The organism is Micromonospora sp. NPDC020750 (genome assembly GCF_044334565.1).
GTDB lineage: Bacteria > Actinomycetota > Actinomycetes > Mycobacteriales > Micromonosporaceae > Micromonospora.
The window spans coordinates 58,556-79,743 of the sequence record NZ_JBIRTH010000007.1 but is presented as its reverse complement, the minus strand read 5'-3'; the positions used below and the strand labels follow the sequence as shown (position 1 = coordinate 79,743).

18 protein-coding genes are annotated in these 21,188 nt (G+C 74.2%); 10 read left to right on the top strand and 8 right to left on the bottom strand.

Annotated elements, in window-relative coordinates; translation table 11 throughout:
• The first annotated feature begins 63 nt into the window (after positions 1-63).
• The 3 genes from ACH4T9_RS21680 to ACH4T9_RS21670 all read left to right on the top strand — a co-directional run bounded on the left by ACH4T9_RS21680 (position 64) and on the right by ACH4T9_RS21670 (position 4,319).
• Positions 64-1,596 carry an NADH-quinone oxidoreductase subunit M gene (locus tag ACH4T9_RS21680; protein ID WP_396671542.1) on the top strand — a complete coding sequence of 511 codons (1,533 nt, stop codon included), beginning with the start codon at positions 64-66 and terminating at the stop codon, positions 1,594-1,596.
• Positions 1,593-3,146, top strand: a complete 1,554-nt coding sequence (gene nuoN, locus ACH4T9_RS21675) for an NADH-quinone oxidoreductase subunit NuoN (protein ID WP_396671541.1) — start codon at positions 1,593-1,595, stop codon at positions 3,144-3,146. Before ACH4T9_RS21680 ends, nuoN begins: the two co-directional genes overlap by 4 nt.
• Before the next feature lie 90 nt (positions 3,147-3,236).
• Positions 3,237-4,319: a polyprenyl synthetase family protein gene (locus ACH4T9_RS21670; protein ID WP_396671540.1), complete on the top strand. Its 1,083-nt coding sequence runs from the start codon at positions 3,237-3,239 to the stop codon at positions 4,317-4,319.
• Between the two features lie 6 nt (positions 4,320-4,325).
• On the opposite strand, the gene ACH4T9_RS21665 is transcribed toward ACH4T9_RS21670, so the two are convergent.
• Complete coding sequence (locus ACH4T9_RS21665; RefSeq protein WP_396671539.1) at positions 4,326-5,507, bottom strand: MFS transporter; 1,182 nt, start codon at positions 5,505-5,507, stop codon at positions 4,326-4,328.
• A 154-nt stretch (positions 5,508-5,661) separates the two neighbouring features.
• Between ACH4T9_RS21665 and ACH4T9_RS21660 the strand changes: the two genes are divergently transcribed.
• Entirely contained in the window at positions 5,662-6,444 is a 783-nt protein-coding gene (locus ACH4T9_RS21660; RefSeq protein WP_396671538.1) for an IclR family transcriptional regulator, read from the top strand.
• Positions 6,445-6,498: 54 nt separating this feature from the next.
• Here the strand turns inward: ACH4T9_RS21660 and ACH4T9_RS21655 are convergent, their stop codons facing one another.
• A complete protein-coding gene (locus ACH4T9_RS21655) occupies positions 6,499-8,625 on the bottom strand; it encodes a PhoX family protein (RefSeq protein ID WP_396671537.1) in 2,127 nt (708 codons plus the stop codon).
• A gap of 278 nt (positions 8,626-8,903) precedes the next feature.
• Between ACH4T9_RS21655 and ACH4T9_RS21650 the strand changes: the two genes are divergently transcribed.
• Both ACH4T9_RS21650 and ACH4T9_RS21645 read left to right on the top strand, forming a co-directional pair.
• Positions 8,904-9,398, top strand: coding sequence for a sigma-70 family RNA polymerase sigma factor (locus ACH4T9_RS21650; RefSeq protein ID WP_396672042.1), 495 nt, complete (start codon positions 8,904-8,906; stop codon positions 9,396-9,398).
• Positions 9,395-10,093 (top strand): anti-sigma factor family protein, encoded by a 699-nt coding sequence (locus ACH4T9_RS21645; RefSeq protein WP_396671536.1) that lies wholly within the window; start codon positions 9,395-9,397, stop codon positions 10,091-10,093. The genes ACH4T9_RS21650 and ACH4T9_RS21645 overlap by 4 nt, the downstream gene beginning before the upstream one ends.
• A 51-nt stretch (positions 10,094-10,144) precedes the next feature.
• On the opposite strand, the gene rarD is transcribed toward ACH4T9_RS21645, so the two are convergent.
• The 4 genes from rarD to eccE all read right to left on the bottom strand — a co-directional run bounded on the left by rarD (position 10,145) and on the right by eccE (position 13,935).
• Positions 10,145-11,086, bottom strand: coding sequence for an EamA family transporter RarD (rarD, locus tag ACH4T9_RS21640; protein WP_396671535.1), 942 nt, complete (start codon positions 11,084-11,086; stop codon positions 10,145-10,147).
• Positions 11,083-11,571 (bottom strand): GNAT family N-acetyltransferase, encoded by a 489-nt coding sequence (locus tag ACH4T9_RS21635; RefSeq protein WP_396671534.1) that lies wholly within the window; start codon positions 11,569-11,571, stop codon positions 11,083-11,085. Before ACH4T9_RS21635 ends, rarD begins: the two co-directional genes overlap by 4 nt.
• A gap of 71 nt (positions 11,572-11,642) precedes the next feature.
• Complete coding sequence (locus tag ACH4T9_RS21630) at positions 11,643-12,029, bottom strand: phage holin family protein (RefSeq protein ID WP_396671533.1); 387 nt, start codon at positions 12,027-12,029, stop codon at positions 11,643-11,645.
• A gap of 67 nt (positions 12,030-12,096) precedes the next feature.
• Complete coding sequence (gene eccE, locus ACH4T9_RS21625) at positions 12,097-13,935, bottom strand: type VII secretion protein EccE (RefSeq protein WP_396671532.1); 1,839 nt, start codon at positions 13,933-13,935, stop codon at positions 12,097-12,099.
• 285 nt (positions 13,936-14,220) lie between these two features.
• Here eccE and ACH4T9_RS21620 point away from each other — a divergent pair, with 285 nt between their 5' ends.
• Together ACH4T9_RS21620 and ACH4T9_RS21615 are read left to right on the top strand one after the other, a co-directional pair.
• A complete protein-coding gene (locus ACH4T9_RS21620) occupies positions 14,221-14,538 on the top strand; it encodes a WXG100 family type VII secretion target (RefSeq protein ID WP_396672041.1) in 318 nt (105 codons plus the stop codon).
• A 26-nt stretch (positions 14,539-14,564) separates the two neighbouring features.
• Positions 14,565-14,858: a WXG100 family type VII secretion target gene (locus ACH4T9_RS21615; RefSeq protein WP_350883357.1), complete on the top strand. Its 294-nt coding sequence runs from the start codon at positions 14,565-14,567 to the stop codon at positions 14,856-14,858.
• A 92-nt stretch (positions 14,859-14,950) separates the two neighbouring features.
• On the opposite strand, the gene mycP is transcribed toward ACH4T9_RS21615, so the two are convergent.
• Positions 14,951-16,276, bottom strand: a complete 1,326-nt coding sequence (gene mycP / locus ACH4T9_RS21610) for a type VII secretion-associated serine protease mycosin (protein WP_396671531.1) — start codon at positions 16,274-16,276, stop codon at positions 14,951-14,953.
• Between the two features lie 152 nt (positions 16,277-16,428).
• Between mycP and ACH4T9_RS21605 the strand changes: the two genes are divergently transcribed.
• Together ACH4T9_RS21605 and ACH4T9_RS21600 are read left to right on the top strand one after the other, a co-directional pair.
• The gene (locus tag ACH4T9_RS21605) at positions 16,429-19,803 is read left to right on the top strand and encodes an SseB family protein (RefSeq protein WP_396671530.1); all 3,375 of its coding nucleotides are present in this window, start codon (positions 16,429-16,431) and stop codon (positions 19,801-19,803) included.
• Positions 19,800-20,165, top strand: a complete 366-nt coding sequence (locus tag ACH4T9_RS21600) for a hypothetical protein (protein ID WP_396672040.1) — start codon at positions 19,800-19,802, stop codon at positions 20,163-20,165. The genes ACH4T9_RS21605 and ACH4T9_RS21600 overlap by 4 nt, the downstream gene beginning before the upstream one ends.
• A 46-nt stretch (positions 20,166-20,211) precedes the next feature.
• On the opposite strand, the gene ACH4T9_RS21595 is transcribed toward ACH4T9_RS21600, so the two are convergent.
• Positions 20,212-21,144: an alpha/beta fold hydrolase gene (locus ACH4T9_RS21595; RefSeq protein WP_396671529.1), complete on the bottom strand. Its 933-nt coding sequence runs from the start codon at positions 21,142-21,144 to the stop codon at positions 20,212-20,214.
• Positions 21,145-21,188: the final 44 nt, after the last annotated feature.

Genomic DNA, 21,188 nt, shown 5'->3' with positions numbered 1-21,188 from the left:
CGACCTCTCTACGGCCGCCCCCGCCGGCGGACCAAGCAGTGACGACGGAGGTAAGGCCGCATAATGTCCAACTTCCCGTTCCTCTCGGTGCTGACCGTGGCGCCGCTGGTCGGCGCGCTGGTCGTGGCCGTCCTGCCGCGCCGCCGGCCGGACCTGGCCAAGCAGGTGGCCCTCGGGTGGTCGCTGCTGGTGCTGGCGCTGTCGGTGGTCATGTGGGTCAGCTTCAAGACCGGCGGTGACCGGCTCCAGTTCCGCGAGTCCTACACCTGGATCCCGCAGTGGGACGCCCGGTTCACCTTCGCCGCCGACGGCATCGCGCTGGTGATGCTGATGCTGATCGCGGTGCTGGTGCCGCTGGTGATCCTGGCGTCCTGGCACGACGCCGAGTCGTCGAAGCGCTCGGTGCCGGTCTACTTCGCCCTGCTGCTCATCCTCGAGAGCACGATGATCGGCGTCTTCGCCGCCGCCGACGTCTTCCTGTTCTACGTGTTCTTCGAGGTCATGCTCGTGCCGATGTACTTCCTGATCGGCAGCTACGGCGGCCACCAGCGGCAGTATGCGGCCGTGAAGTTCTTCCTCTACTCGCTGGTCGGCGGCCTGTTCATGCTGGCCGCGGTGATCGGCCTCTGGGTCGTCGGCGGGAAGACCTTCGACTGGCAGGCGCTGACCCAGGTGGACATCTCCACCGGCACGGAGCGCTGGCTGTTCCTCGGGTTCTTCCTCGCCTTCGCGATCAAGGCGCCGTTCTTCCCGTTCCACACCTGGCTTCCGGACGCCGGTGGCGCGGCCCCGGCCGGGGCTGCCGCGCTGCTGGTCGGCGTGCTGGACAAGGTCGGCACCTTCGGCATCCTGCGGTACTGTTTGCCGCTGTTCCCGGAGGCGTCGAAGTGGTTCGCCCCCTGGGCGCTGGCGCTCGGGGTGATCGGCATCATCTACGCGGCGCTGCTCGCGGTCGGCCAGAACGACCTGAAGCGGCTGGTGTCGTACACCTCGATCGCGCACTTCGGGTTCATCGGGGTCGGCATCTTCGCCTTCACCACCCAGGCCGGCACCGGCGCGGTGCTCTACATGCTCAACCACGGCCTCGCCACCGGGCTGCTCTTCCTGGTGGTGGGGATGCTGGTGGCCCGGCGCGGATCGGCCCTGATCAGCGACTTCGGCGGCGCGGGCAAGCTGGTGCCGCTGCTGGCCGGGGTGCTCTTCTTCGCCGGTCTGGCCTCGCTGGCGCTGCCCGGCACCGCGCCGTTCGTCTCCGAGTTCCTGGTGCTGATCGGCACCTTCACGGTGAACAAGCCGGTGGCGGTGATCTCCACGCTCGGCATCATCCTGGCTGCCGCGTACGTGCTGTGGATGGTGCAGCGCACCACCCAGGGCACGCTCAATCCGGCCCTGGTCGAGATCGAGCCGATGCGCCGCGACCTCAGCCTGCGCGAGAAGTTCGTGGTCGCGCCGCTGATCGCGCTGATCGTGCTGCTCGGCTTCTACCCCAAGCCGGTCACCGATGTCATCAACCCCGCCGTCCGGGCCACCATGGAGGACGTCGGCAGGACCGATCCCGCCCCTGAGGTCGGCAGCGTCCAGGAGGCCGCGAAATGACCGAGCTGAAGTTGCCGTCGATCGACTACACGGCGCTCGCTCCGATCCTGATCATGCTCGGTGCCGCCCTGGTGGGCGTGCTGGTCGAGGCCTTCGTGCCCCGCAGGCAGCGTCACCTGGCGCAACTGTCCCTGGGCCTGCTGGCGGTGCTCGCCGCCCTGGTGATGGTGATGGTGAACGCCGACGAGCGGCTGCTCACCGCAGGCGGGGCGATCGCCGTGGACGGGCCGACGCTGTTTCTCCAGGGCGCGATCCTGGTCCTCGCCGCGATGGCGCTGCTGCTCATCGGTGAGCGTTCGGTGGAGCGGGGCGGGGCGTTCGTCGCCCAGGCTGCGGTCACCGCCGAGTCGCCCGACGACCGGCGGCAGGCCGAGGGCAGCAACGGGGCGACCGAGGTCTACCCGCTGACCAGCTTCGCGATCGGCGGCATGCTGATCTTCGTGGCGGCGAACGACCTGCTGACCATGTTCATCGCCCTTGAGGTCTTCTCGCTGCCGCTCTACCTGCTCTGCGCGCTGGCCCGCCGCCGGCGGCTGCTGAGCCAGGAGGCGGCCATGAAGTACTTCCTGCTCGGCGCGTACGCCTCGGCGTTCTTCCTCTTCGGCGTGGCCCTGGTGTACGGGTTCACCTCGGGCATCCCGGGCCGGACGGCGGGCGTCGACTTCGCCACGATCCACGCTGCGGTGAACGAGTCCCCGGCCAGCAAGGTGCTGCTCTTCGCCGGCATGGCGCTGCTCGCCATCGGGCTGCTGTTCAAGGCCGCCGCCGCGCCGTTCCACGTCTGGACCCCGGACGTGTACCAGGGCGCTCCGACGCCGGTCACCGGCTTCATGGCGGCCTGCACCAAGGTCGCCGCGTTCGGTGCCCTGCTGCGGGTGTTCCACGTGGCGTTCTCCGGGGCGGCGTGGGACTTCACCCCGGTCCTCGGCGCGATCGCGGTGCTGACCATGCTGGTCGGCGCGGTGCTGGCGGTGACCCAGACCGACATCAAGCGGCTGCTGGCGTACTCGTCGATCGCGAACGCCGGGTACCTGCTCGTCGGGGTGCTCGCGCCGAGCAAGGACGGGCTCTCCGGAACGATGTTCTACCTGGTCGCGTACGGGTTCTCGGTGCTCGCCGCGTTCGCGGTGGTGACCCTGGTCCGGGACGCCGACGGGGAGGCCACCCACCTGTCCCGCTGGGCCGGGCTGGGCCGGCGCTCGCCGTTCTTCGCGGCGATCTTCACCTTCCTCCTGCTGGCCTTCGCCGGCATCCCGTTGACCAGCGGGTTCATGAGCAAGTTCGCCGTCTTCGCCCCGGCGCTGGACGCCGGCCACGCGTGGCTGGTGGTGGCCGGCGTGCTGACCAGCATGGTGCTGGCGTTCCCGTACCTGCGGGTCGTGGTGATGATGTGGCTGTCCGAGCCGGGCGAGTCCACCCCGACGGTCACCACGCCGGGCGGGCTCACCTCGGCGGCCCTCATGATCGGCGTGCTGGCCACCCTGGTGCTGGGCGTCGTCCCGGGTCCGCTGCTCGATCTTGCCAACGGTGCCGCTGAATTCGTACGATGACCGACCTTTCCCGGCGACGGGGCCGGCACACGACAGTGTGCCGGCCCCGTCGCCGTATCCCCCGTCCGGAGCAGGTCGAACGGGTGTGGCATGGTGGATAGCGTGGTGATTTCGGCTGGCGAGCGTTCAGGTGCCACCGGCTCCGCTCGGCGGAGTCGGAAGAGCACTGGTCAGTTCGGCGCGCTCGGCCTGCACTTGGCCGATCCCCGCGTCGAGGCGTCCGTGCTGGGCCTGCTGGAGTCCGTCGAGGCGGAACTGCGGGCCGCGGTGGCGAGCGCCGACCCGTTGGTGACCGAGGCCGCCCGGCACCTGGTGGACGCCGGCGGGAAGCGTTTCCGCCCGCTGCTGGTCGCCCTGGGATCCCAGTTCGGCGATCCGACGAACCCGCAGGTCGTCCCCGCCGCCGTGGTGATGGAACTCACCCACCTGGCGACCCTCTACCACGACGACGTGATGGACGAGGCCGCCGTGCGCCGGGGCGCGCCGAGCGCCAACTCGCGCTGGACGAACTCGGTGGCGATCCTGGTCGGCGACTACCTGTTCGCCCGCGCCGCGGACCTCGCCGCCGACCTCGGCACCGAGGCGGTGCGCCTCCAGGCGCGCACGTTCGCCCGGCTGGTGCACGGCCAGATCGCCGAGACGGTCGGCCCCCGGGACGGGCAGGACCCGGTCGACCACTACCTGCACGTCATCGCGGGGAAGACCGGCTCGCTGATCGCCACCTCGGCCCGCTTCGGCGGGCTGTTCGGCCAGGCTTCCGTCGAGCACACCGAGGCCCTGGCCACATACGGCGAGACCATCGGCGTGGCCTTCCAGCTCTCCGACGACCTGCTGGACATCGCCAGCGAGTCGGTGCAGTCGGGCAAGACCCCCGGCACGGACCTGCGCGAGGGGGTGCCGACGCTGCCGGTGCTCTACGCGCTCGCCTCGGACGACTCCGACGCCGCCTCGGTGCGGCTGCGGGAGATCCTGGCCACCGGCCCGATCGTCGACGACGACCTGCACGCCGAGGCCCTCGGTCTGCTCCGCGAGTCCCCCGCCCTGAAGCGGGCCCGGGAGACGGTCCGCAGCTACGCCGAGGACGCGCGTGGGCAACTCGCCCCGCTCCCGGGCGGGGCGACCCGCCGGGCCCTCGAATCCCTCTGCGACTTCATCGCCGACCGCACGAGCTGACCCCCGTCAGCGGGCGCGCAGCAGGCGGGCCGCCGTGAGCATCAGGGCGGCCGAACCGAGCATGGCCGTCGCCGCCGCGAGCCACATCGACGGGTAGCCGAAGGCGGTGGCGGTCGCGCCGAGGGCCAGCGGGCCGAGGCAGCCGCCGGCGTACACCCCGGTCTGGGTGATCGAGGTGGCGGCGGCCGGGGCCTGCGGGTGCAGCCGGGCCACCGCGAAGGTCATCAGCCCGGGCCAGGCCCAGCCCAGGCCGAAGCCGAGCACCACGCCCGCCACGAGCGGCACCGGCCCGGTCAGCGCCAGCAGCATCAGCCCCAGGGCGCCGACGACGAGCATGCCGGCGATGACCGTCACGTGGCCGCCGTCCCGGCGATCGGCCAGGGCGCCGAAACCGATCCGGGCGGCCACGCAGACCACGCTGCCGAGGGTCAGGGTCAGCCCGGCCAGGCTCGGCGAGAGCCCCCGGCCGGCGGCCGAGTCGACCAGGAAGGTGCCCAGCGCGTTCGCGGCGGCCGCCGCCAGCGTCGCGGCCACCCCGACCAGTATCAGGGCCCCCGTCGCCCCACCGGCCCGCCGGCCGCCGGTCGGCCGCCCCGGACGGGCCTCCCGCGCCGGTACGAGCGGCAGCGCGGACAGCGCGGCGACCGTGCCCGCCACGAAGGCCCACCGCCAGCCGGCGGTCACGGCGACGGTCGGCACCGCCAGGCCGGCCAGCAGGGTGGAGAGCGGGACGGCCGCCTGCTTCACCCCGAACGACAGCCCCTGCCGGCGCGCCGGCACGTGCCGGACCAGCGCCGCGTTGCTGGCGAGCTGCCCCAGGGCGTTGGCGGCGGCGCCGAGCGCCAGCAGCACGACCAGCACCGGGTACGACCGGGCCAGCGCCGCCACGGCCAGCATGGACCCGGCGGAGAGCAGGATGCCGGCGCGGGCCACCACGGCCGGGCCGAGCCGCTCCACGAGGACACCGGAGGGCACCGAGGCGAGCGCGCTGACGCCGAAGTACACGGACACGACCAGGCCCAGCCCGGCCGGGGAGAAGCCCAGGTCCGCACCCATCTGCACGGCAAGGCCGCCGACCAGGAAGACGGGCAGGACGCAGGCGACGGTGGTGGCGACCGCCCCCGCGCCGGCCCGGAGGGGATGGCGGGCGGCGGCCGGTGACGCGGGGTACGGGGCGGTACGGGTCATGGTCCCGCAAACCTACGCGAGCCCACCTCGGACAACTCACCGTGTCGCTCGGGGCACTGACCGTTTAGGATGATCTGGCATCGTCGATCCGAACAGGCATTTCGCCGGACGCCTGGATTTCATATGGTGTAACTCCCCGGCGGCGGAGGTGGTTGTGCGCGACCCCTTGGCGGAACCTTCGGATCTCATCCGGAGTGTGTCCCGCGCCCTACGCGTGCTCGAATCGGTCGGTCGTGCCCCGAAGGGGTTGACCGTCAAGCAGATCGCGCGGCGCTGCGAGCTGACCGTGGCCACCACCTACCACCTGGTCCGCACCCTGGCATACGAGGGCTATGTGATCCGCCGGGAGGACGGCACGTACATCGTCGGGCTGGAGATCGCCGACCGGTACCGCGAGCTGGTCACCGCGTTCCGGGGGCCAGCGCCGGTCGGCGAGTGCCTGCGGCGGGCGGCCCTGGACACCGGGTACAGCCACTACCTGGGCCGGTTCGTCGGCGGCCAGGTGGCGATCACCGCCGTCGCCGAGGGGCACCGCTCGCCGTACCTCGAGGACATGGTCCCGGGCTTCGACGAGGGGGCGCACGCCACCGCGCTCGGCAAGGCCCTGCTGGCCACCCTCACCACCGAGCAGCGCTTCCGCTACCTGCGGGAGTACGGCATGCGCCCGTTCACCAACGCCACCCTGACCAGCCCCGAGGCGTTCGAGGCGGATCTGGCGGCCGGCGACCGGCGCGGGATGCAGCTCGAGTTGAGCCAGTTCCGGCAGGGCGTGGCGTGCGCCGCGGTGCTGGTCACCCCGGACAAGGACCTGGAACGCCGGATAGTGCTGGCCTGCGCGCTGCCGGCCAGCGAGATGATGACCTCCGCCCGGGTGGTCCGGGCCAAGCTGCTCACCGTCGCCCGCGCCGTCGCCGACGCCGCCGTCGTCGAGGGCTGAGACGACAGAACCCCCTCCCGGCTGGGAGGGGGCCGCCGTGCGCGCCGTCGCCGGTCAGCTGCCGATCGGGCCGCCGTCCAGCCGCCAGGTGACCACCACGCCGGGCTTGGCGTAGTCGCCGTCCGGCCAGGTGGAGGCCGGGTTCTCCACCGAGGCCCCGGTGATCTCACCCGGGTGCTGCACCGCCACGAACACCGACCGGTTGTCGCCGGTGATGAAGGGCCCGCAGGTCTCCGCGCCGAGCGGCACGGTCAGGAACTGCTTGAGGTGCCCCCGCTCCGGGCCCTCGACGGCGGTGGCGAACAGGCCGTCGTTGCTGCCCAGCGCGTTGCCGTCGGTGGAGATCCAGAGGTTGCCCGTGGCGTCGAAGGCGACGTTGTCCGGGCAGGAGATCGGGGAGACCTTCGCCTTGTCGTACCCGGCGAAGTGGGTGGACGGGTCGGTCGGATCGCCGCAGACGATCGGCAGCGACCAGGCGAACGTCTCCGCCGCGTTGTTGTTGCCGTCCTCGACCAGCTCCAGCACCTGGCCGTGCTTGTTGAGGTTGCGCGGGTTGGCCTCGTCGGCCGCCGCTTTGCCCGCCTTGCCGCGGTCGGTGTTGTTGGTCAGCGCCACATACACCTTGCCGGTGAGCAGGCTCGGCTCGACGTCCTCCGGGCGGTCCATCTTCGTTGCCCCGGCCTTGTCCCCGGCCAGCCGGGTGAAGGTGAGCACGTCTGCGGCGGTCATCCCGTCGACGTACGACCGGTTGCCGCTGACCAGCCTGATCCAGCGGCCCCGGCCGTTGAACGCCCCGTCGGCGGGCAGCGCGCCCGACCCGTCGATCTCGGCGGCCGAGTTGCCTTCGAGCTGGGCCACGTACAGGGTGCCGGACTCCAGCAGGGTCAGGTTGTGCCTGCGGGCCACCGACGAGTCGCCGGCCATGAACTTCCTGTCCGAGACGAACTTGTACAGGTAGTCGAACCGCTCGTCGTCCCCCATGTACGCGACCACACGGCCGTCGCGCGCCACGATGACGTTCGCGCCCTCGTGCTTGAACCGGCCCAGCGCGGTGTGCTTGCGCGGCCGGCTCTCCGGGTCGAACGGGTCGATCTCGACGACCCACCCGAACCGGTGCGCCTCGTTGGGGTGTTTCGCCAGGTCGAAGCGCTCGTCGGCGCGGTCCCACCTGCGGTTGCCACTCGGATACCGGTCGGTGGTGTTGATGCCGTACCGGGCCAGCCTCGGCCTCAGCTCCTCCGGCGCGCCGTCGCCGCCGACGAAGTATTGGTTGAAGTTCTCCTCGCCGGAGAGCACGGTGCCCCACGGGGTGACGCCGCCCGCGCAGTTGTTCAGCGTACCGACGACCGTGCGGCCCTTCGGGTCGGCGGCGGTCCTCAGCCATGGCGAGCCGGCGGCCGGGCCGGTCAGCTCGAACCTGGTGGCCAGCGCGGTGACCCGCCGGTTGTACGGCCGCCGGCCGCCCCCGACCGGCCGCCACTGCCCGGTGCCGTCGACCCGCTCCAGCTCGACCACGCTCATCCCGTGCGCCGCCATGGCGACCCTCACCTGCTCGACGGTGAGCGCGTCCAGGCCGGTGAAGCCGGGGAACATCAGGTCCTCGTTGGTGTACTCGTGGTTGACCACGAGCAGCGCCCGCCGGCCCCGCTTGTCCAGCGGCAGCACGCCGACGAAGTCGTTGTTGTAGCCGAACTGCTTCGCCTGCCTGGCGGCGGTCTGCCCGTGCGGGTCGAACTCCGGCGCGCCCGGCACCACCGGGTCGCCCCAGCGGATCACCACGGCGTGGTCGTACCCGTTGGGGACCACCAGCGTGTCGAGCTTGTTCGGCGGGATCGGCTTGAAGGTCAGCGCGCCGCTGCCCACGCCGCCCGGCGGCCGGCCGAACCCGGTGGCCTCCGGAACGACCGGGGCGGCCGGTGCGGCGGACGCGGCACCCGCCCCGGCCAGCGCGCCGACGGCGGTGCCGCCGAAGCCGAGGACGAGCGCACCCACCGCGCCGGCCCGGACCACGCCGCGCCGGGACACCTCGGCGTCGACCACGTCCCCGAAGTACGGGTTGCCGGAGGAGTTGGGCACCGGGTGGTCACAGGCGTTGCCGCACCGGTACAGACAGGTCATGGCGTCACGGCTGCCGTGGCGCGTGGCGCCCAGCAGGGGAAGCAGCCGGGGACGGTTGCTCATCGGGAGGTGCCTCCTGGAGGGAAGTGCGGGGCACGCCGGGATCAACCGTCCGACGTGCGTACCCGGCGGACGCTAGGAGGACGCGGTGAGCGCGGATCGGCCCGAACGTGAACCGGACGTGAACACCCGCGCCGGATGCGCCCTGTCGGCCCGTGGGTGAACCGATCGGGGCCGCTGGACGTACTTTCGGGCGAAGGCGCTGCCGGGCCACCCGACGGCGCGACCCGCTGGACTCCCCGACGCCCGAGGAGGCCGCCATCAGCGACCACGACGCCCGACTGCTGCGCGCCCTGCACGACGCGCACGCCGACGCGCTCCACGCGCACGCCCTGCGGCTGGTCAACGGCGACCGGACCCGGGCCGAGGACCTGGTGCAGGAGACGCTGCTGCGGGCCTGGCGGCACCCGGAAGCGCTCGACCCGACGCGCGGCTCGGTGCGGGCCTGGCTGTTCACCACCGCCCGGAACCTGGCCATCGACGCCTGGCGGCGGCGCTCCACCCGGGTCGGAGAGGTCTACACCGACGAGCTGCCGGAACCCTCGGAGGCGGTCGACGAGGCGGAGCGGGCGGTGGAGGCGTGGACGGTGGCCGAGGCGCTGAACCGGCTCAGCCCGACCCACCGGGAGGTGCTGATCGAGTGCTTCTACCAGGGACGCTCGGTGGCCGAGGCGGCGGCGCGGCTGGGCGTGCCACCCGGGACGGTCAAGTCCCGCACCCACTACGCGCTGCGCTCACTACGGCTGGCGCTGGCCGAGATGGGGGTGACCCGTTGACCCGCTGCGAGTTCGCGCACGACGACGGCGCGTACCTGCTGGGTGCGCTCGCCCCCGCCGAGCGAGCCGCCTACGAGCGGCACCTGGCCGGCTGCGCCTCCTGCCGGGAGGCGGTGGCCGAGATCGCCGTGCTGCCCGGGCTGCTCGGCCGGCTCGATCCGGCGGGGCTGGTGCCGTTGCTGGAGCCGGTGGCCGAGACCTCCCGGGTGGACGTGCTGCTCGCCGCCGCGCGGGAACGCCGCCGCCGCGACCGCCGGGCCGCCGGCCGCCGATACGTCGTGACCTCGCTGGCAGCCGCCGTGCTGGCGCTGCTTGCCGGGCTCGGCGCGGCCACGCTCCGGCCGGCCGCCGAGGTCACCCCGCCGCCGGCCCCGCGGGTGCCGATGGCCGCCATGCGGACCGTCGCCGGCGCGGTGCCGGTGCACGCCGAGATCGGGCTGACCGGCACCCCGTGGGGCACCGAGGTCACCATGCGCTGCGGGTACGACCGGCGGGACGGCCACCGCAAGGCGTACACCTTCCGGCTGGTGGCGTACGGCCCGGACGGCGCGACGGAGCAGATCGGCTCCTGGCTGGCCGCCCCCGGCGACGACCTGCGGTTCACCGGCACGACCCGCTTCACCGACGGCGAACTGGTCCGCCTGGAACTCCTCCGCGCCGACGGCACCCCAATCCTCGCCTACGACACCCGCTAACCCCGCGACCCCGCCCCCGCGATCTTGCAGTTGCGGCCCGGGCGAATCCGACTAACGCGGCGAATCGGGGGCCGCGAGTGCAAGATCGGCGGGGGTCGCGGCGCGGCGGGCGCGGCGGGAACGGCGGGCGTGGCGCAGGGCATCCGTGGTGAAGACCACCAGGGCCAGCCAGACCAGGGCGAAGCCGGCCAGGCGGGCCGGGGGCATCGGCTCGTGGAAGATCAGCACGCCGCAGCCGAGCTGGAGGATCGGCGCGACGTACTGGAGCATGCCCAGCGCGGTGAGCGGCAGCCGGTTGGCCGCGCCGGCGAAGAACAGCAGCGGGATCGCGGTCGCCGCCCCGGCGAGCACCAGCAGCGCGGTGTGCCCGGCGGAGACCTGGCCGAACGTGAGGTCGCCGGTGGCGGCGAGCCAGCCGAGGTAGCCGAGGGCGGGCAGGGCCAGCACCGCCGACTCCACGAACAGACCCTCCGCCGCCGGCAGCCCGAGCCGCTTCTTGACCAGCCCGTAGGCGGCGAAGCTGACCGCCAGGGTGAGCGCCAGCCAGGGCAGCCGGCCGTAGTCGACGGTGAGCACACCCACCGCCGCCGCGCCGATGCCCAGCGCCAGCCACTGGGTGGGGCGTAGCCGCTCGCGCAGCACGGTCACCCCGAGTAGCACCGACACCAGCGGGTTGATGAAGTAGCCGAGCGCCGTCTCCACCACCCGCTCGGAGTTCACCAGGTAGATGTAGGTGCCCCAGTTGAGGGCGATCAGCGCTGCCGCGGCGGCGATCCCGGCCAGGGCCCGGGGGCGGCGGGCCAGCGCGCGCAGGAAGCCGACGTTGCGCAACGCGGCGAGCAGCAGCGTCACGAACACCAGCGACCAGACGATCCGGTGCGCCAGGATCTCCAGCGGCCCGGCCGGCTGGAGCAGCTTGAAGTAGAGCGGGAAGAATCCCCAGAGCAGGTACGCGCCGAGGCCGTAGAGGTATCCGAGGCGGAGCGGGGTCACCTATCCACCGTAAGGGGTGAATCGGCCTCGGGTTCCTTTCCGGTGAGCTGGCTCACCCGCTCGTCGTACTCCATCCACCGGCCCGGGTCGACCGGGGTGAAGCCGACCTTCGCGTACACCTCGTGCGCGTCGGCGGTGGCCAGCACGATCCGTCGTACGCCGAGCTCGGCCAGGTGGTCGCGGGCCGCGCCGGCCAGCCAGGTGCCCAGCCCGTGCCCCCGGGCGACCCGGTCCACATAGACGTCGCAGAGCCAGGCGAAGGTCGCCCCGTCGGTGACCACCCGGGCCACGGCGACCTGACGGCCGTCCCCGGGGCGGTACACGCCGAACGGCAGCGAGCCGGCGAACGCCCGCCCCACGGTCTCCCGGTCCCGTCCGAGCGCCCAGTACGCGTCGGTGGAGAGCCAGCGGTGCACCAGGTCGAGGTCGAGCCGGGCCGGGTCGGTGCTGAGCAGGTAACCGTCGTCGCGGGTCAGGGTGATCATGTCCCGACGCTAACCCCGCAGCTGCGGCCCCTCGCCAGCCAATTCCCGCCAACTGGCCTCACCGGCAACGTTCAGTCGCGGTCGAGCAGGGCGCCCAGGAGCCAGGTGACGACGCCGACGAGGAGCGCGCCGAGCACCGCCGCCGGCCAGAAGCCGTCCACGTGGAACGGCAGCCCGGCCTCGCCGGCGATCCAGCTCGACAGCAGGAAGAGCAGGCCGTTCACCACCAGCGCGATCAGGCCCAGAGTCAGTAGGTAGAAGCCGCAGCCGACGGTCTTGATGACCGGCTGGAGCACGGCGTTCACGACGCCGAAGATCACGGCGACGAGGACCAGCGTGACGACCGCCTCGGTGGCCGAGCCCGTGTCGAGCGTGATGCCCGGGATGAGGAGGGTGGCCAGCCAGAAGGCCAGTGCCGTGCTGCCCAGCCGGATCAGTAGACCCTTCAGGAAACCCATGGCCACGGATGGTGCCATGGACCCGCCACCGACGGAACCCGCGACCGGCCGGGTGGACCACGGCGGTTCAGCCCCGTCCCGGCCGACCGACCAGTTGCGACTCGATCGGGGTGGGCGAGAGCAGCGCCCAGCGCAGCGCCCGCCGGTTCACCACCGCCACCATGTCCTCCCGGATCCGGGTCAGCCAGTCCGCCGATCCACCGAGGCCGAGCGCGGCCCCGGCGAGCGCGGCCTCGGCAGGGTTCAGCGGTTGCAGCACCACCAGGTCCGCCCGGCTCAACGGGTCGACGTCGGCCGGGGTGAGGTCGTCCCGGACCACCAGGGTGGACTGCCAGGCCGGCACCGGCCCGGCGGCCGGGGGCACCGGCCCGGCGTCCACCACGAGCAGCAACGGCCGCAGCGGAGAGGCGGGGCCGCCGCCCACCGGCCGGCCGGGTGGCAGCACCGGGATCGACCCGCCGGGCGTGCCGACGCCCCGGACGAACCGCTCCCATGCCCGCGGCCGGGTCGTCTGCACCGCCACCAGGGCACCCAGCGCCATCGCCCGCAGGGCCACCAGCTGGGCGGCCCGGACCCCGCCGACCAGCATCAACCGGGTGCCCTCCGGCCGGAACAGGCGGATCGTCACGGCCTCGCCACGCCGGTTGGCGCCCACCATCAGCCCGGCCTCGCCGACCGGCAGCTCCAGCGCATCCACGGCGACGGCGTCGACCGGGGTGCCCGGGATCGCCCACGCGAGCGGCAACGTGCCGGCCAACGCCGGGAGCTGCTGGCCGTCGAGCCGGTCCACGTCGCCGCCGGCCGAGTCCACCAGCCCTCGCAGGGCCTGCGCCGCCACCGACAGCTCGCCGGGCGTCCAGGCGGCCAGCCGTACGGTCAGCTCGGCCGGCGGCCCCGCGCCGTCGACGCCCGTGTGGGGGCCGACGCAGAGCGAGACCGTGGTCGCCGCCGCCGGCAGGACGAGCAGCCGGGGCACCAGCCGTCGCCCGCCGTCGGTGCGCACGTCCGGCACGCGGCACACCCGGAACGTGGTCTGCCACAGCGCCCCCGTGCGCACCGACGGCCAGGACTCCAGCACGGGGTCGCCGTCGTCACGATGAGCCAGGTCCGCGAGTACGCGCAGCGTGGCGTGCGCGCCGAGCGGGCGGGCGGTCACCGGCCCGAGCCGGCGGGCGATCCGCCGGACCACGCCGGAGAGGGCGACCCGGAGATCCTCGTCGGTCCACCCGACGACGCGCAGCACCCGGACCGCGAGCAGCGCCCGGTCCCGCCCGGCCAGCCGTCCCTCGGTGAGCTGCCGGTACGACGTCGCCACCGTGCCGCCGCCGGACGTGGCGGCCGGCGCGGGTGAGCCGCTGAACAGCAGCTGGAGCCGGACCGGGGGCAGCTCCGGTGAGACCGGCGGCAGCAGCGTCGACGGCGCGGGGAGGCCGCGGGGGCCGTCGCCGAGCAGGTCGCCAGGGTCCCCGATCTCCAACACGGCGGTCAGCCCTTCGGCGTCGTCGACCAGCGCGGCCGGGCCGCCGGCCAGCTCCGCCGCGCGTACCGCCGCGCCGGGGGAGAGTAGCCCCAACAGGCCGTCCGGGCCGGCGGTGGGCGCCGGGGCGTGTCGTCGGCGGAGATGGCCGCCGGCGACGCCGAGCCAGCTGAACAGCCAGCGGCCCCGGACCCGCACCCACGAGCCCGCCAGCAGCGCCGCGGCCAGCAGCATGGCGACCCCGGTCGCCGCCGTGCCCCGGCCGACCCCGGCGGCGACCAGCGCCACCGCCACCTGCGATGCGACCACCTGACCGGCCCGCCGCCCGGCCGACGGTCGCGAGCCGGCGGCGGGTATCCACTGTGGGGGCAGCGGCTGCCGGTGCTCCGGCGTGGCCGTGGCTGTGGTCGTGGTCGTGCTGGCCGTCACCGCGCCTCCCCAGCGCTCGCCCGGCGACGCCGGGCGGAGTCACGGCGTCGGTGCGGTCGGTGCCGCAGCGTCATCGTATGACTCCGGCCCGACGCGGGAGGCCCGTGGTTGTCCACAGGGGAGCGCGGCGGGGTAGCAGAACCGCCACTGGACGGCTACCGTCAGCGACGAGTTCGCTGAGTCCTCACCCGCACCGGCGCCTCCCGCCGGCGGGGCGAGCGGCGCGTCCGTCACGGGCGCGGCCGACGGCCAGCCACCCATCAAGGAGACGAGGTGACGTCCGGGGTGTCCCAGACCCAGGCAGAAGCCGCGGTGATGCAGCAGACCGCCGCGAAGTTCGAGCAGGTGGACCAGTCCCTGCAGGCCATGCTGACCGGCCTGCTGACCGAGCTGGAGGTGTTGCAGCAGGCCTGGAGGGGTGCCGGTGGGCGCTCGTTCGAGCAGGTGAAACAGCAGTGGTCGCAGGACCAGTCGGCGTTGCAGCGGGCGCTGCGGGAGACCGCGTCCGCCATCCGCACCGCAGGCCAGCAGTACGACGCCTCCGACAACGAGGCCGCCAGCCGGGTCGCCGGCACCAACCGCGGCATCCAGTTGCCGCTGTAGCACTCTCCCGGAAAGGGGATCATCCGATGGACCACGGTGTGCTGGTCGTCAACTTCGCCGCCCTGCATCAGGCCGGCGCGGACATCCAACGGGCGCTGAAGACGCTGGACGACCAACTCGGGCAGCTCGAACGGGACGCCGCGCCGCTGGTGGCGGGCTGGGACGGCGAGGCCCGGCAGGCGTACGAGCAGCGCCAGACCCGGTGGCGGTCCGCCTCGCAGGACCTCCAGGCGATGCTGCGCGACATCAAGCTCGCCGTCGACGACTCCGCGTCCGACTACCTCGACACCGAGAAGCGGAACGTCAACCTGTTCCAGTGAGCCGTCCCCGGTGGCGTCCGACGGATGCCGGGCGTCGCCGGGGACGTCCGGATGCCCTGCGGCGCCCCGGTTCGACGGGATGCCGGGTGGGGTCAGGGTGCCGGCCGCCACCGTCGGCGCGCGGCCCGGGGGAGCACCACGGCCAGCAGCACCACGCCCGCCACGGCGGCGCCGGTGACGGCGGCGACGGCCAGCGCCCGGTCCCGGGCCGCCCCGCGTCGGGCCTGCCGGGCGAGCAGAGCGGGATCGGTCCGGTCCGCCGGCAGCGCCCCGACGCCACGCTTCCGGCCCGCCGGGCCCGCGCCGGTCTCGGTCACCGCCCGGTACGGGTTGAGCACCCCGGCGCCGTACCCGTCGCCCGAGCCGTCGCCCGGGGCCGGATCGGCCGTCGCGACGATCCGCTGCGTCACCTGGGCGGCGGTCAGTTCCGGCCGGTACTCCCGGACGAGCGCCGCGGTGGCCGCCACGAACGGGGCGGCATAGCTGGTGCCCTCAACCCGGTGGTGGCCCTGCCCGGGCCCGGCCGTCAGCACCTCGCCGCCGGGGGCGACCAGGTCGACGTACGGGCCGGCCTGCGAGAAGTCGGCCCGCCGGCCGTCGGGGCCGATCGCGCCCACGCCGAGCACCCCGTCGTACGCGGCCGGGTACGGGCGGGGGTTCCCGCCGTCGTGCAGGTTGCCGGCGGCGGCCACCACGACCACGTCCCGGTCCACCGCGTAGCGGACCGCCGCCCGGACGGCGGGGTGGTCGACGTACAGCACGAGGGAGAGATTGAGCACGTCGGCGTCATGGTCGACCGCCCAGCGGATCGCCTGGGCGAAGGCCGTCGCGCCGACCGTCCGCCCCGCTTCGCGTCCCTCGACGACCTGCTGCTCGCTGACCCGCACCGGCAGGATCCGGGCGTGGGGAGCGAGCCCCTGGAACGCGACGCCGGCACGCGGCACGGCGGCGATGACGCTCGCCACGCCGGTGCCGTGCCCGGCGCAGTCCCGGCTGCCGTCGCCCCCCGGGTCGAGGAAGTCGGCTCCGTCGAGGACCCGGCCGGCCAGTTGCGGGTGCCCCCGGTCCACCCCGGAGTCGATCACCGCGACGGTGATCCCGGCCCCGGTGGCCAGTGCGGCGAGCCGCTCGGGGGCGTACCGGCGCTGGGGCCAGGGGGTGGCCGCGATGGGCCGGACGGGCGCGAGCGGGGTGGCACACCCCGGTGCCGCCGCGCCTCGGAAGCCCGCGAGGTCGAGCCTGTCCGCCGCGCCCGCCGGCTCGGCCACGCGCGGTCCGCCTCCCTCGCCCACCGGGTCGACCGTGCCCGACCGGTCCGGCAGGGGCCACGGGTCGGCCACGCGGGTCGCGGCGGACAGCATGATCAACAAAGCCGCCGCCGCGGCGGCGAGGACCGGTCGCGCGGTGGGCCGGGGCATCGATCGCCTCCGTATCGTGTCGGCTCCGGAACAGGATGTTAGTCCCACCCGGATCGCCCGGCGGGGCGTCACCGGCCAGCCATTGTGATCTTGTTACCACCTTGTAGGTTGTAGGCGATGCCTATGGCCTGTTCACGGGAGGAGAGGTGGCCGTGACCGACTGGGAGCCGGCTACCGAGGCCGAAGCGGCGATGCGGGACGCGCTCCGCGCCAACGACCAAGAGCTCTACTTCCGCGTGCTGGCCCGCACCGAACTGCTGTTGCCGGTCTCCACGCAGGCGCTGGCCGGGCAGGCCCCGATGGGCTGGGGGACCTGGACCACGGGCGGGCGCACGCACGTGCTGGCGTTCACCTCGCCCGCCGCGTTGCAGTCCTGCCTGGGCGGGAACCCGGCGGCCAACCGCCGCAGCGCGTACGCCGATCTCGCCGTCGACTGGCCCAACCACGAGTGGTGGCTGGCGGTCAACCCGGGCCTGCCCATCGAGGGGTACCTTCCCGCCTGGTTCGTGTCCCAACTGTCCCGGGGCGACGTACGGCTGCCCGGCCGCACCATGGGCGCCCGGGCCCGCCTGGAACGCGCGGAGAACGTCGCCAGGACCAGGGCCACCGCGGTGGTTCCCAACCGGGACGCCCCGACGTCGCCCGCGCCGAGCCTGCCGGAGCCGTCGGTCGCCGGACCGCCGCCGGGCCGGCCCACGACCGAGCTGTCCGCTGCCGCCGAGGCGCCCACCGCCCCGCTGACCACCGCCCCGCCGGAGCCGGTACTGCCCAACTCGGTCCTGCCCACGTCGGTCCCGCCCGGGCCGTCGTACCGGTCGCCCGGCGGCGCGGGCGAGCCCGCAGCCGGCGGGCCGTACCGGGCCGGAGACGTAGCCGGCCGACCGGGTCCCGCCGTGGCCGGAGGGCCGGACGGCGCCGAGGCGACCCGCGCCGACGCGGCACCGTCCGGATCGGCGTGGCTGAACGTCTCCCGGCGGCGGACGCCCGATGCGCCCCCCGTCGGCGAGGTGGCAGCGGGCGGGGGCGGAAATGGCCGATCCCCCGATCCTCCGGCGCCGCCCACCCCGCCCGCCTCCTTCTTCGAGCCGGCGTCCGGCCGGAGCCGAGCCGCCCGGCCGATCGGGGAGCCCCGTCGCCCCGCTGAGCGGGCCGCCCCGCCATCCCGGTTCGCCGGGGGTGGTCAACCCTTCCCGCGGCGACGTCCGGCCTCGGACCCGGCCACCGAGCAACCGCCGCATGCCTTCCACCCCGCCGCACCTGCGGAGCCGTCGACGGTGGCGTTTCCGCCCGCCGGTGCTGCCCCGTCCGCGTCGCAGCCCGAGCCGTTTCGCCCCGGTGGCGCCGCCCCCGACGAGGTCACCCGGGCGTTCCGGCCCGATGGTGGCGGCTCGGAGGAGGTGACCCGGGCGTTCCGGCCCGATGGTGGCGGCTCGGAGGAGGTGACCCGGGCGTTCCGGCCCGGGGACGTCGGGTCCGGAGAGCGGACGCAAGCCCTGCGTACCGGTGCCGTCGGGCCTGAGGAGGTCACCCGGGCGTTCCGGCCCGGGGAGGTGACCTCACCGGGTCCCGGCCCTGTCGGTGCCGAGGACCCCACCCAGGCCCTGCGTCCCGGCGGTGGGGCACCGCCGGAGCCCATCCGGGGGTTCCGGCCCGTCGCGCCGGGCGACGAGCCGACCCGTCCCTTCGGCATGCCGGGTGGCGTGGTGCCGGACGAGCCGACCCGTCCCCTCGGCCCGAGCGGTGGGGAGGAGCCGACCCGTCCCCTCGGGGCCGATGGTGCCGGGCACTCAGGCGGGCCGCCACGTCGTCGACCCGGGGCCGGCGCCGCCCAGGCGTTCCCGCGCCCCCGCCCCGGGGCGGACGGGGAGGAGACCACCCGGTCCCTTGCGAAGCAACCCGTCGCCGCACCGGTCGAGGAGATGGCGGAGGAGCTGCCGACGTCGGCCGTCGAGCCGGTCTCCGGGCCGCCCGCGTCCCGCCGTTCCTTCTCGCCCATCGTCATCGAGGGCACCATCATCGAGGCGCGTGACCTGCCGGCGACCGAGCCGGCCGCTGCGCCGGGCGTCGCCCCCGGCCCGTCTCTTTTCGGCGGCACCCCGCCGGCGGCCCCCGCCTCGACATCGGGGCCCGACCTCGGCGGGCTCGACCCGGTGCCCGAACTCGACCGGATCGACCCGGTCTCCGATCTCGGTTGGCCCGCACCGCCGTCCCTCCCCGACCACGCCGGCGCGGTCTCCGGACCGCCCGCCCCGGACGACCCGGGCCCGACAGCTCTGCTGTTCCCCCCGTCGACGCCACCCGCGCCGGACCCGTCGGCCGGGTCCCTGTTCCGTCCGGCCACGTCCGGCGTCGCCGACCCCGAGCCGGCCGGCAGCGCACTGTCGGTTGTGGAGCCCGAGCCAGCCGTGGACCCCGAGCCAACGGTCGATGCCGTGTCGACAGGGCCCCTGCCGGGCCCGCCGTCCACCGGCGATCCGGACCTGGGGACCGTTGGGGAGCCGGTGGCGGCCCGGGAGCAGGAACAGGCAGCGTCGGCAGCCCCTGTGGACGACTTCCAGCCGGCGAACGAGGTGGAGGAGGACCTGCTCGCCGCCGCCGGCACCGGCAGTACCGACAGCTTCCTCTCCACGCTGCTGCTGGCCCGGGTGCTGCTGCCGGTGGCGCCCGACTCGGCCACCGACAGCAGGCCGGGGGACCCGGGCTTCGTCTGGCGGACCGAGCGGCTGGACGGCGAGACGTACGTCGTGGTCCACACCTCTCCGGAGCGGCTGGCCGACCACGTCGACGAGCCGGTGGAGACGGTACGGGTCAAGTTCGTCCAGCTGATCCGCTGCTGGCCCGATGACGCCTGGTCATTCGCGGTGAACCCGAACACGCCGGTGGGCGCGAAGCTGCCCGGCGAGCAGATCGTGGCGCTGGCCAACTGGGCCGCCGAGGTGGGGCTCGGCGACGACGCCGGGAGCGAGCCGGAGCCCGAGCCGGAGCGGGCCGCCGAGGCGTCCACGGGTGCTGTCCGGCACGTCCCGCCGCCCGTGGACCCGAACCGACCCGTGGTGATGCAGAAGGCGATCGCCCCGAGCCAGCTCACCTACTACCTGGAGCGCGGCTACGACCGGGTCTCCGGCTTCGTGCACCGGGCCAATGAGCTGGCCCACCTGAACAGCCCCGCCCAGTTGCACGACGCGCTGGGTCTCGGGTACCCGGACTCGCCGTTCTCCCGGGACGCCGCGCAGATCTACGTGCTGCGCTGGCCGGCGCACCGGCCGAGCCTCTACCGGATCCCCTACGGCGGGCAGAACGAGGGCGCCATGCGGGCCATGGAGGGCTGGGTCATGGAGCGCCCACCGTTCCGGGGAAACGGCTTCGCCCCGGGCGACAGCAGCGACGTGGTGGCGGAGTTCAAGGTGGACAGCGCCCGGCTGCCGCACGGCGCGGAGCTGTGGCGGATCGGCGCGGACGGCACCGAGCGCGTGGTCGCGATCCTGGACACCGACGCCCTGCTCTGGCGACAGGTCGGTGAGTCCTGATGCGCGACGGTTACGTGGCCCGCTGGCGCGGGCGTGAGTACCAGGCCAGCCCGGACGGTGACGACGTCCGGCTGTACCAGCCGGAGCCCGGCGACGGGTTCGAGGAGATCCGCCCAGGCCGGTACGTCCGGGTGCTCCCGGTGACCGAGATCGAAGAGCTGGCATACGTCCGGACCACCTGCACCTGGCAGGGGCAGCCGTTCATCGTGCTGGCCGAGCACGACGGCTGGCTGCGGGTGGAATACACCGGCGGGCGCTGGCCGGTCGCTCGGGCGATGGGGCTGGAGGTCTTCGACTTCGGGGTGTACCAGGGCTGGGCCCCGGCCCGCGAGGTTGCCGAACTGCGCGAGCAGCGTCTCTGACCTGCCCGTGCGGGCGGCACCCCGACGAAGGCGACGCCCGAGCCGGTCAGGACTTGGCCCAGCGCAGGATCTCGCCGAGCACCACGTCCCGGGCCTCGACGTGCGGGAAGTGCCCCACGTCGCCCAGCAGCCGCCACTCGTAGGGTGCCACCACGTACCGGCCGGAACCCTGGGCGGTGCGCGGCAGGGAGGCGACGTCCAGCGCGCCGTGCAGTTGGAGCGTCGGGGTGATCAGGGGCTTCTGCATCAGCCGGACGAACCGGTAGCCGTGCAGCCGCAGCACCGACCGGAACGCCCACCGGTAACCTTCCAGCGCGCAGAACGCGGCCTGCGGGATCCGCATCGCCTCCCGGCAGCGCTCGGCGTACGCCTCGAAGTCGGGCCCGGCCACCCAGCGCGGCCCGCCCCAGCGGCGCAGCGCCTCCCCGACGGCCGCCGCGTCGTCCCGGGTGAGCACGTGCTCGTACCGGGGCAGCTGGAACTTCAGGGTGGGTGTCGAGGCGGTGAACTGGCCGCGCGGGTCGGCGAAGATCGCCGCCCGCAGCCGGAGCGGGTGCGGGGCGCCGAGCACCACGAGCCGGCGGACCAGCGACGGGTGGAACGACGCGACGGTCCAGGCGATCATGCCGCCGGCCCCGGTGCCCACCACGGTGGCGGAACGCTCGCCGAGGCCGCGGATCAGGCCGGCGACGTCAGCGGCGAGGGTGTAGCCGTCGTACCCTCGCGGGGGCTTGTCGCTGGCGCCGTAGCCGCGCAGGTCGACCGCGACCGCCCGGAAGCCCGCGTCGGCCACCGCCGGGAGGATGTCGTGCCAGGCCCACCAGTGCTCGGGGAAGCCGTGCAGGAAGAGCACCATCGGGCCGGTGCCGGCCTCGACCACGTGGAAGCGGCTGCCGTTCGCGCCGACGAACCGGTGCGTCCACGGCCCCTCGGTGAGGACACAGGTCTCGTCGACGGCCCCGCCACGCTGCTCGGTCATGCCCACAGCCTATGACCCCGGCGTGCCTGTCCGTTCCGGCGTTC

Bases quoted from the DNA above. Each gene is read 5' to 3' on its own strand.
- ACH4T9_RS21680 (WP_396671542.1), top strand. From the start codon at position 64: ATGTCCAACTTCCCGTTCCTCTCGGTGCTGACCGTGGCGCCGCTGGTC.
- nuoN (WP_396671541.1), top strand. From the start codon at position 1,593: ATGACCGAGCTGAAGTTGCCGTCGATCGACTACACGGCGCTCGCTCCG.
- ACH4T9_RS21670 (WP_396671540.1), top strand. From the start codon at position 3,237: ATGGTGGATAGCGTGGTGATTTCGGCTGGCGAGCGTTCAGGTGCCACC.
- ACH4T9_RS21665 (WP_396671539.1), bottom strand. From the start codon at position 5,507: ATGACCCGTACCGCCCCGTACCCCGCGTCACCGGCCGCCGCCCGCCAT.
- ACH4T9_RS21655 (WP_396671537.1), bottom strand. From the start codon at position 8,625: ATGAGCAACCGTCCCCGGCTGCTTCCCCTGCTGGGCGCCACGCGCCAC.
- ACH4T9_RS21635 (WP_396671534.1), bottom strand. From the start codon at position 11,571: ATGATCACCCTGACCCGCGACGACGGTTACCTGCTCAGCACCGACCCG.
- ACH4T9_RS21630 (WP_396671533.1), bottom strand. From the start codon at position 12,029: ATGGGTTTCCTGAAGGGTCTACTGATCCGGCTGGGCAGCACGGCACTG.
- ACH4T9_RS21615 (WP_350883357.1), top strand. From the start codon at position 14,565: ATGGACCACGGTGTGCTGGTCGTCAACTTCGCCGCCCTGCATCAGGCC.
- mycP (WP_396671531.1), bottom strand. From the start codon at position 16,276: ATGCCCCGGCCCACCGCGCGACCGGTCCTCGCCGCCGCGGCGGCGGCT.
- ACH4T9_RS21595 (WP_396671529.1), bottom strand. From the start codon at position 21,144: ATGACCGAGCAGCGTGGCGGGGCCGTCGACGAGACCTGTGTCCTCACC.